9 protein-coding genes are annotated in these 9,396 nt (G+C 63.4%); 7 read left to right on the plus strand and 2 right to left on the minus strand.

Features of this window, described 5'->3' with window-relative positions; genetic code table 11:
• Window positions 1–261: 261 nt before the first annotated feature.
• On the minus strand, window positions 262–945 hold the full coding sequence (locus NMG80_RS24080; protein ID WP_254020414.1) for a TetR/AcrR family transcriptional regulator: 684 nt from the start codon (window positions 943–945) through the stop codon (window positions 262–264).
• 115 nt (window positions 946–1,060) lie between these two features.
• On the opposite strand from NMG80_RS24080, the gene NMG80_RS24085 reads away from it, so the two are divergent.
• Genes NMG80_RS24085 through NMG80_RS24095 form a run of 3 tightly spaced genes read left to right on the plus strand, consistent with a single transcriptional unit; the run spans window position 1,061 to window position 3,556 of the window.
• Window positions 1,061–2,257: a Tm-1-like ATP-binding domain-containing protein gene (locus NMG80_RS24085; protein ID WP_254020415.1), complete on the plus strand. Its 1,197-nt coding sequence runs from the start codon at window positions 1,061–1,063 to the stop codon at window positions 2,255–2,257.
• Between the two features lie 11 nt (window positions 2,258–2,268).
• Entirely contained in the window at window positions 2,269–3,132 is an 864-nt protein-coding gene (locus NMG80_RS24090) for a phosphoenolpyruvate hydrolase family protein (protein WP_254020416.1), read from the plus strand.
• A gap of 4 nt (window positions 3,133–3,136) precedes the next feature.
• On the plus strand, window positions 3,137–3,556 hold the full coding sequence (locus tag NMG80_RS24095) for a cupin domain-containing protein (protein WP_254020417.1): 420 nt from the start codon (window positions 3,137–3,139) through the stop codon (window positions 3,554–3,556).
• 380 nt (window positions 3,557–3,936) lie between these two features.
• Here the strand turns inward: NMG80_RS24095 and NMG80_RS24100 are convergent, their stop codons facing one another.
• Window positions 3,937–5,127: a M24 family metallopeptidase gene (locus NMG80_RS24100; RefSeq protein ID WP_254020418.1), complete on the minus strand. Its 1,191-nt coding sequence runs from the start codon at window positions 5,125–5,127 to the stop codon at window positions 3,937–3,939.
• A 277-nt stretch (window positions 5,128–5,404) separates the two neighbouring features.
• Here NMG80_RS24100 and NMG80_RS24105 point away from each other — a divergent pair, with 277 nt between their 5' ends.
• The 4 genes from NMG80_RS24105 to NMG80_RS37970 form a co-directional block, all read left to right on the plus strand.
• Entirely contained in the window at window positions 5,405–7,015 is a 1,611-nt protein-coding gene (locus tag NMG80_RS24105) for an ABC transporter substrate-binding protein (RefSeq protein ID WP_254020419.1), read from the plus strand.
• A gap of 276 nt (window positions 7,016–7,291) precedes the next feature.
• Complete coding sequence (locus tag NMG80_RS24110) at window positions 7,292–8,278, plus strand: ABC transporter permease (protein WP_254020420.1); 987 nt, start codon at window positions 7,292–7,294, stop codon at window positions 8,276–8,278.
• The gene (locus NMG80_RS24115; RefSeq protein ID WP_254020421.1) at window positions 8,275–9,105 is read left to right on the plus strand and encodes an ABC transporter permease; all 831 of its coding nucleotides are present in this window, start codon (window positions 8,275–8,277) and stop codon (window positions 9,103–9,105) included. Before NMG80_RS24110 ends, NMG80_RS24115 begins: the two co-directional genes overlap by 4 nt.
• A partial coding sequence (locus tag NMG80_RS37970) for an ATP-binding cassette domain-containing protein (RefSeq protein ID WP_436798666.1) occupies window positions 9,102–9,396 on the plus strand: 295 nt, incomplete at its 3' end. The genes NMG80_RS24115 and NMG80_RS37970, both read left to right, overlap by 4 nt.

The raw sequence follows: 9,396 nt of genomic DNA on the forward strand, positions 1-9,396 counted from the left end.
GAGCCTCCTCGCCCAGCCGGAATTGGATCGCAGCCCTCACTTTCAATCCGCTTTATTGTCCTGATCTGGTATTACCAATTTCGGACGGACGTCAAGCTCTTTCTTGGACGATGGCAGGGCCTCAGACAAGCAGATTCCAGCAACATCTGTCTGTTTTTCTTAAATTTTCCTACTCGTTGATACGCAAGGCCCTTGTTCAAGCTACGGAGCACCGACTATTGTCAGTACTCGGTATCCCCATCTGGTCGAACCAGATCGATATTATTCCGCCGCTGTCGCTGGCGCGCTTCTGTCTCCGTCGGTCGTCGATTCCATCACTGCAGCCCGTACCAGGGCGCCGGCTGCCCATTGCGCTACCGACATCATCTTGCGGCTGTCCAGCCCCCATATATCCTTCAGTATGATGAGCACTTCGACGCCGAAGATCAACGACAGGGCCTGTGCCAGGCGCTTGAATTCGCGTGGCGGCAGCCGGTTCTTGAGCGGTGCGATTGCGTCCTTGAGCAGATCGACGCGATGGCCGCGCGTGAAGGCCGGCTCGCCGCCCAGCGTGCCTGCCTGCTGCCGCGCCCACTGGTCGAGCGACAGTTTTAGCGCCGCCTTGAACGTCGCCTCGAAGGCTTCGATGCGCGGCATGGCCGTGTCGAACAGTTCGGCGACGCGGCGCTCGGGATCGACCGAGGCCGATTTCCAGGTGAGGATCGGCCCCAGCCCTTCATCGACGACCACCTGCACCAGCGCCGCCTGGCTTGGAAAATACCGATAGGCGGTGGCCCGGGAGACTTCCGCCGCTTCGGCGACCTCGCTGACCGAAGGCGTGGCGCCCGCCTGCATCAGCCTTGTCGCAGTCTCCAGCATCAACCGCCTTGTGCGGGCGCGCGGCCCGCGCGCTGCTCCAGAACTGGCATCGTCGGGCACTGTCACTGGTTGACGTGAGACATTCATGTCAATATGATACGCACGTCTCAAAAAATTGCAATGGCCTTTCGCGCTGCCGAACGGCCGGAGCAAAAGATCGGCCGGCAGCAACGCCGAGTGCGCCTCGAACCGGGGAAACGCAATGAAGCGCGTCTATGTGGTGGGCACCGCCGACACCAAGGGTGAGGAACTCGCCTTTCTGGCCGATGCGGTCGCAGCCACCGGTGCTGCTGTCGCCCGCGTCGATGTCGGAACGCGCAATGCGACCGTGCCGGTCGATGTCTCGGCCGAAGAGGTCGCCGGCCACCATCCCGGTGGCAGCAGTGCCGTGCTGGGCTGCGACGACCGCGGCGCCGCGGTGGCGGCAATGGCCATCGCCTTCACCCAGTTTGTCCAGTCGCGCACCGACATATCAGGCATGATCGGGATCGGCGGTGGTGGCGGCACTTCGATCATCACATCCGGCATGCGCGCGCTGCCGCTCGGCCTGCCCAAGATCATGATCTCGACGCTCGCCTCGGGCGACACCGCTCCTTATGTCGATGTCTCCGACATCGTCATGATGCCGTCGGTGACCGACATAGCCGGCTTGAACCGGCTGTCTCGCGTCGTGCTGCACAACGCCGCCCAGGCGATAGCAGCCATGTCTGCGAAATCGGCGCCGCCGCCCGACGGCAAACCATCGATCGGGCTCACCATGTTCGGCGTCACCACGCCATGCGTGACTTCCATCGCCGAGCAGCTTCGTTCGACCTATGACTGCATGGTCTTTCACGCCACCGGCACCGGCGGCCGCACCATGGAGAAGCTGGCCGACAGCGGCTTGCTGTCCGGCGTCATCGACATCACGACGACAGAAGTCTGCGACCTCCTGTTCGGCGGCGTTCTGCCGGCAACCGAAGACCGTTTCGGCGCGGTCGCCCGCACGAAACTGCCCTATGTCGGCTCGGTCGGCGCGCTCGACATGGTGAATTTCTGGGCGCCGTCGACCATTCCGGAACGCTATAGCGGGCGGCTGTTTTACGAGCACAATCCGAACGTAACGCTGATGCGCACGACGCCTGACGAAAGCCGCAGGATCGGCGAATGGATCGGCGCGAGACTGAGCCTCTGCGAGGATCCGGTCCGGTTCCTCATTCCCGAAAAAGGCGTTTCGGCGCTCGACATCGAAGGCGGCGCCTTTTTCGATCCCGAGGCCGATGCAGCACTCTTCGAGGCCATCGAGCGCACGATCATGCCGGATAACACGCGTCGCGTAATCCGCTTGCCGCTGCACATCAACGATCCCGAATTCGCCAAGGCTGCGGTTGCGGCTTTTCTCGACATCGCCAGACAGTGAGAGACGAAGCCATGCCCGCCATACCGCGCAAGAAGATCCTGGAAAAGTTCCGCAAGATGATTGCCGGCGGCGTGCCGATCGTCGGCGGCGGCGCCGGCACCGGCCTTTCGGCCAAGGCCGAGGAGGCCGGCGGCATCGACCTGATCATCATCTACAATTCCGGCCGCTACCGCATGGCCGGCCGCGGCTCGGCCGCCGGCCTGCTCGCCTATGGCAACGCCAACGAGATCGTCAAGGAAATGGCCTATGAGGTGCTGCCGGTGGTGAAGAAGACGCCGGTGCTGGCCGGCGTCAACGGCACCGATCCCTTCGTCATCATGCCGCTGCTGCTGGCCGAGCTGAAGACGATGGGTTTTTCCGGCGTGCAGAACTTTCCGACCATTGGCCTGTTCGACGGCCAGATGCGGCAGAGTTTCGAAGAAACCGGCATGGGCTTCGGGCTCGAGGTCGACATGATTGCCGCGGCACACGAGCTCGATCTGCTGACCACACCCTATGTGTTCAACCCCGATGAGGCGCGCGCCATGACCAAGGCCGGCGCCGACATCGTCGTCGCTCATATGGGGGTGACCACCGGCGGCTCGATCGGTGCGACGTCGGCCAAATCGCTCGACGACTGCGTGACGGAGAACGACGCCATCGCTGAAGCGGCGCGTGCCGTGCGCAAGGATGTCATCCTGCTTTGCCATGGCGGGCCGATCTCGATGCCGGACGATGCCCGCTATATCCTCGAACGCTGCAAGGGCCTGCACGGTTTCTACGGCGCCAGCTCGATGGAGCGGCTGCCGGCGGAGGCGGCGATCGCCAGGCAGACTGCCGATTTCAAGGCGGTCACACTTGGCACTAGAACTGTCGCAAAGAAAAAGAAGGGATGAGACGATGACCGATCGGAGCAAGCTATTCGTGTATCCGAAGGATGTCAGCGCCTTCGGCTTCGACTGGGGCAGACTGTCGCTGACGGTGGCTCCCGAAGTGAACGGTGCTGCCCGCTTTTCCGGCGGCGTCGTCGACCTGCCCTCCGGCAAGGGCCACACGCGCCACAATCATCCAGGCGCTGAAGAGATCATCTTCGTTATCTCAGGCAATGGCGAGCAGATGGTCGAAGACGAGAGGGGCAATCCGGTCGTTGAGAAGGTCGGCCCCGGCTGCACCATCTATGTGCCGGAAAGCCGCTTCCACTCGACGCTGAACACCGGCGATGCGCCGATGCAGCTCTTCATCGTCTATTCGCCGGCCGGGCCGGAACTGGCGCTGCGCGACCTGCCGGATTTCCGGCTGCTGCCGCCGGCTGGGAAGTAACTTTCTCTGGGCAGCGCTGCCCCTCATCTGCCTGCCGGCATCTTCTCCCCGTATAGAGACGGGGAGAAGGGCGCTGTCATCAACGGTTTCGCTAATCACGAATGCTCGAATTGCATGCAGCGTCGGAGCGTCCCCTTCTCCCCGTCACTATACCTATCATGTTCACACATCTCTGCCGGCATTAATCAATCACGAGGGAACGTGCTGGAAAAGCGAGTCTTTTCAACGTCGGCGGTGGCGCGCGGTGTCTGCTGCTTCCGACACCGATGGTCATCTAAGTTATTGATCCTGATTCGATTTTTGCGATGTGTGAATCCGATAGGTCACTATACGGGGAGAAGTGCCCGGCAGGGCGATGAGGGGCAGCGCGTACGGGCTGATCATGAAGCACCACCTCTGTTCCAGCCCCTGCCCCGATCGCCGAACATAGCATAGCCAGTCTCAGTGACCGCCAGCGTGTCTTCGAGCTTGATGAAGCCGCGCGTCGGGTGGAGCATCGTCGTCTCGACCGAGAGCACCATGTTTTTCTCCAGCGGCTTTTTGGCATAGGTGCCGTCATAGGTCACCGGGTGGTTGGTCATCAGGAACGGCGCTTCGTGGGTGATCAACCCCATGCCGTGGGCGAAGAAATCGGTGTACGGCGCGACCTTCGACGCTTTCAGCACGCCTTCCGCGTAGGAAATCATGTCACCACCAAGAGTGCCCGCCCTGACCTTGGAAAAGGCCGCCTGCTGCACCGTCTCGACCTCGGCTAAAAGGTCCTCGAGTTCGGCATCCGGCTCGCCCAAAATGCCCATGCGACAGAGGTCGCCGATATAGCCGTGATAATTGCCACCGGAATCGATCGACATCACCTCGCCCTTCTTCCATGCCTGCGGCGAGCCGGCGCGGTTGTGGCTGGCGCCGAGCGTCAACAGGCAATATTCGAAATGCGCACCGCGATTGGTCTCCTCGCGCCGCAGCTGCTCGATAATTTCGGTCTTGGTCGTGCCTTCACGTGCCCAGCGAATGGTCGCCAGCATGGAATCGGTGATCAGTTCAGAGGCGATGCGCAGCTTCTCCAGCTCCGCATCCGTCTTGATCGCCCGCATCCGCTCCAGCATATCGGTCGCATCGATCAGCTTGGCATCCGGCAGCGCCTTGCGGATCAGCGTGTAGGCGTCCGACGGCAGGAAAGCCGGCTCGATGCCGATGCGGGCATCACCCTTGCCGATTTTCGTCAGGTGCTCGACCGCGAGATTGGCGGCGTCGAGCGTGCCCCAGCAGGCGGCGTGGAAGGTCGGCGTCCAGAACGGGTTGTTCTGGTGCTCGGCGCCCTCCATGCGGTTGCCGATATAGGCGGCGTGGTCCGGCCCGCCCCTCTCGTAGACAATTATGGGCAGATAGCGGCTGTGGCCGATCGCATCCATGGCGGCGAAGAAGATGAACCTGTAGCCGCCAAGTAGATATTGCGTGTTGTGCTTGGAGGTGGCGAGCAGCACATCGATACCGGCTTCCTCCATCAGCCGATCGACCCTGGCATGATCGAACGGGATGGTGCTGACGGCATTCTTACCCGGAGCGACGTTCATCTTTCTCTCCCTGAATTCCTTGGCCGGCCGCTCGGATCGCCGGCGGTGCCCAGTCTCGTCCTACCAGATAAGCCTGGTCCTACCAGATAAGGTCGGATTGAACCGCTTCCCTGTAACTGGTCCAGCGGACGAAATTTTCAAAGCCACATGAGGATGCGCCAAATCCGTCTCTGGCGAAACCCTCGGCAAGGCTCATAATCACCCTTGCAAGGATGCCGTCTGGCGTCCCAGGGTACTGGCCCACCGGCCGGGTGGCTGAGAGGGACGGAGTTCGATCATGTCAGATTTCACGATTTCCAGACGCAGCGTGCTTGCCGGTTCGGCTTTGCTTCTGGCTTCGACGGCGCTGCCGACGATCGGCTGGGCGCAGACGCCGAAGAAAGGCGGGCGGCTGGTCGTCGCCGCCGATTCCGAGCCGCGCAACCTCAACCCGGCGATCGTCGCTTCCAACGGTGTGTTCTTTATTTCGAGCAAGATCGTGGAAACGCTGGCCGAGGCGTCCTTCGACGGCAAGGACGGGCTCGACCCACGCCTGGCGACAAGCTGGGAGGGCGCCGCCGACGGCTTGTCAGTGACGTTCAAATTGCGCGAGGGCGTCAAATGGCATGATGGCAAACCCTTTACCTCCGCCGACGTCGCGTTCTCGGCGCTGCAGATCTGGAAGCCGCTGCAGAATCTCGGCCGCACCGTGTTCAAGGATCTGGAGGCGGTCGACACCCCGGACGAACTGACCGCGGTGTTCAAATTCGCCAGGCCGACACCGTTCCAGCTGATCCGCAACGCCTTGCCGGCGCTGAGCAGCGTGGTGCCGAAGCACATCTACGAGACAGGAAACATCGAAGAGAACCCGGCCAACAACGCACCTGTTGGCACCGGCCCGTTCAAATTCGCCGAACACAAGTCCGGCGAATATTACCGGCTGGAGAGGAATGCGGACTATTGGGGTAAGGACCAACCTTACCTCGACGAGATCATCTATCAGGTGCTGCCCGACCGAACCTCGGCGGCAAGCGCGCTCGAGGCCGAAGAGATCCAGCTCGCCGCCTTTTCCGCGGTGCCGCTGGCCGATCTCGACCGCATCTCAAAAGTGCCTGGCCTCAAGGTGATCACCAAGGGTTATGAGGCGCTGACTTATCAGCTTGTCGTCGAGATCAATCATCGCCGCAAGGAGCTGGCCGACCTGAAGGTGCGCCAGGCGATCGCCCACGCCATCGACAAGGATTTCGTCGTCAGGACGGTGTTCCTCGGCTATGCCGCCACTGCCACCGGCCCGGTGCCGAAAAACGATCCGCAGTTCTATACCACCGATGTGCCGACTTATGCCTTCGACGTGGCCAAGGCCAACGCCCTGCTCGACGAAGCCGGCTACAGCAGGGGTGACGACGGCAAGCGCTTTTCGCTGAAGCTGCTGCCGGCACCCTATTTCAACGAGACCAAGCAGTTCGGCGACTATCTGCGCCAGGCGCTCGCCGCCATCGGCATCGACGCCCAGCTGGTCAACAACGACTCGGCCGCGCATATCAAGGCCGTCTACACCGACCACGCCTTCGACCTTGCGGTCGGGCCGCCGGTGTTCCGCGGCGATCCGGCGATCTCGACCACCATCCTGGTGCAGAGCGGCATCCCGGACGGGGTGCCGTTCTCCAACCAGGGCGGCTACAAGAACGACGAACTCGACGCCCTCATCGCCAAGGCGTCGGAGACGCTCGACCCCGCCGCGCGGACGGAACTTTACAAGGAGTTTCAGAAAAAGGTCGCAGCCGACCTGCCGCTGATCAACGTCGCCGAATGGAGCTTCATCAGCGTTATCAGAGACACGGTGGGGAATGTCGCCAACAACCCGCGCTGGGCGGTGTCGAACTGGGCGGACACCTGGCTGGAGGCTTAGCAAGGTTCGCTCCAGGCTTGCACATGGTGTATCCAGGTGCTCAGCTTTGGTGATGAGAGCTCTATGGCGCCCCCCTCTGTCCTGCCGGACATCTCCCCCACTTGGGGGGAGATTGGCAGCTTCGGCGTTGCCGGCCCTCTTGCAACGCTGGAGATTGGCGAAAGCGACAATGACAGCCGATCTCCCCCCAAGTGGGGGAGATGTCCGGCAGGACAGAGGGGGGCGCCGTAGAACGCAACGCGGAAGAATTGGCCCACCTGCCAATGTCGGTGCACCATGACCCGCGCGCTTCTCCTCCTTCGCCGTCGCCTCGTCGGCAGCGTCTTCGTGCTGCTGATCGTCGTCGTGGGCACTTTCCTTTTGCTTGAAGCCGCCCCTGGCGACGCGGTCGACGCCTATATCGCCTCGACCGGCGGCGACGCCGGCATGATCGAACTGCTGCGCCATCGCTGGGGCCTCGACCAGTCGGCGTTGACGCGGCTGGCGACCTATCTCTGGGCGTTGCTGCATCTCGACCTCGGCCAATCGGTGACCTTTTCGCGGCCAATCCGCGACGTCATCCTCGAGCGCCTGCCCAACACGCTGCTGTTGATGGGCAGCGCCACCGCGCTCTCCTTCGGGCTCGGCTCGGCGCTCGGCATCTATGCCGGCGCCAGGCCCGGCAGCTTTCGCGACCGCTTGCTGTCGATCGGCTCGCTGGCGCTCTACGCCGTTCCCGGCTTCTGGCTTGGGCTGGTGCTGATCATCGTCTTTGCCGTCGACCTGCGCTGGTTTCCGATCGGCGGCATCGAGAGCATAGCGTCGGGCAAGACCGGCCTCGACCGTGCGGCCGACATCGCCCGCCATCTCATCCTGCCGGTGTCGGCACTCGGCTTCATCTATCTGGCACTCTATCTGCGCATGATGCGCGCCGGCATGTCCGAGGTCTGGCGACAGGATTTTGTCCTCGCCGCCTTCGCCAAAGGGCTCTCCCGCCGCCGCATCGTGCTCGCCCACGTTGCCCGCAACGCGCTGTTGCCGTTGGTCACCATGCTCGGCCTGCAATCGGCGCAGATGCTCGGCGGCAGCGTCGTCATCGAAAGCGTTTTTTCGGTGCCCGGCCTCGGCCGGCTGGCACAGGAAGCGGTGGCGGCGCGCGACACGCCGCTGCTGCTCGGGATAATCCTGGTCAGCGCCGTTCTGGTCATCGTTATCAATCTTCTTGTCGACATCGCCTACGCCTTCCTCGATCCGCGCGTCGGCGCCAGCGAGGCCGGTGCGTGAGCCCGCTTCGCCGCTTTCTTCGCACGCCGGAAGCGATCGCCGGCGCGATCATCCTGGTAGCGCTGTTCGCCATGGGGCTGACGGCGCCGCTGTTCTTTCCCGGCGACCCGCACGCCATTGCCGGGCCGGCATTGCTGCCGCCCTTTCAGGACTGGTCGCTGCCGCTCGGCACCGACCGGCTCGGCCGCGACGTGCTGGCCGCGCTTCTCCACGGCGCCCGTACCTCGCTGGCGGTCGGGCTGGCGGCGGCAGCCGCAGCCCTTGCCGTCGGCGCTGTAATCGGCACGCTGGCCGGCTTTGCCGGCGGTCTAGTCGACGAAGTGCTGATGCGCATCACCGACGCCTTCCAGACCGTGCCGAGCTTCCTGCTGGCGCTGGCCTTCGTCAGCGTCGTCGGGCCATCGCTCGGCGTCGTCGTCACGGCGATCGCGCTCGGCGCCTGGACGGGGCCGGCGCGTGTTGCCCGCGCCGAAGTGCTGTCGATCCGCGAGCGCGATTTTGTCGCCGGCGCCCGCGTCATCGGCATGCATCCGCTGGAGATCGCCTTGCGCGAAGTGCTGCCCAACGCATTGCCGCCGCTGCTGGCGCTGTCGTCGGTGATCGTCGCCGCCGCGATCCTCACCGAAGCGGCCCTCTCGTTTCTCGGCCTCGGCGACCCCAACCGCGTGACCTGGGGCGGCATGATCGCCGAGGGTCGCGCCGTGCTGCGCACCGCGCCCTTCCTGTCGATCATTCCAGGCGTAGCACTCGTGCTGACCGTGCTCGGCGTCTATCTCGCCGGTGAAGGCGTCGTCGAGACGGCGGCGGTGAGAAGGAGCCTGTCGTGACGGCGCTGCTTTCGATCCGCGATCTGACGGTGACCTATCGCCGTGACGGCAGCGAGGTGGCGGCGCTGAAACATGTCAGCCTCAACGTCGCCGCCGGCGAACGCTTCGCCATCATCGGCGAGAGCGGCTCGGGCAAGAGCACGCTGGCGCTGGCCATTGCCGGGCTGCTGCCGGGTTTTACCAAGGTTGGAGGCTCGATCGAGTGGAAGTTACCGAACCTTCAATCACCTCATTCCTTCGCGCCCCCCTCTGTCCTGCCGGACATCTCCCCCAAAAGGGGGGAGATCGGCC

It is taken from the genome of Mesorhizobium escarrei (genome assembly GCF_935825525.1).
Classification (GTDB): Bacteria; Pseudomonadota; Alphaproteobacteria; order Rhizobiales; family Rhizobiaceae; genus Mesorhizobium; species Mesorhizobium escarrei.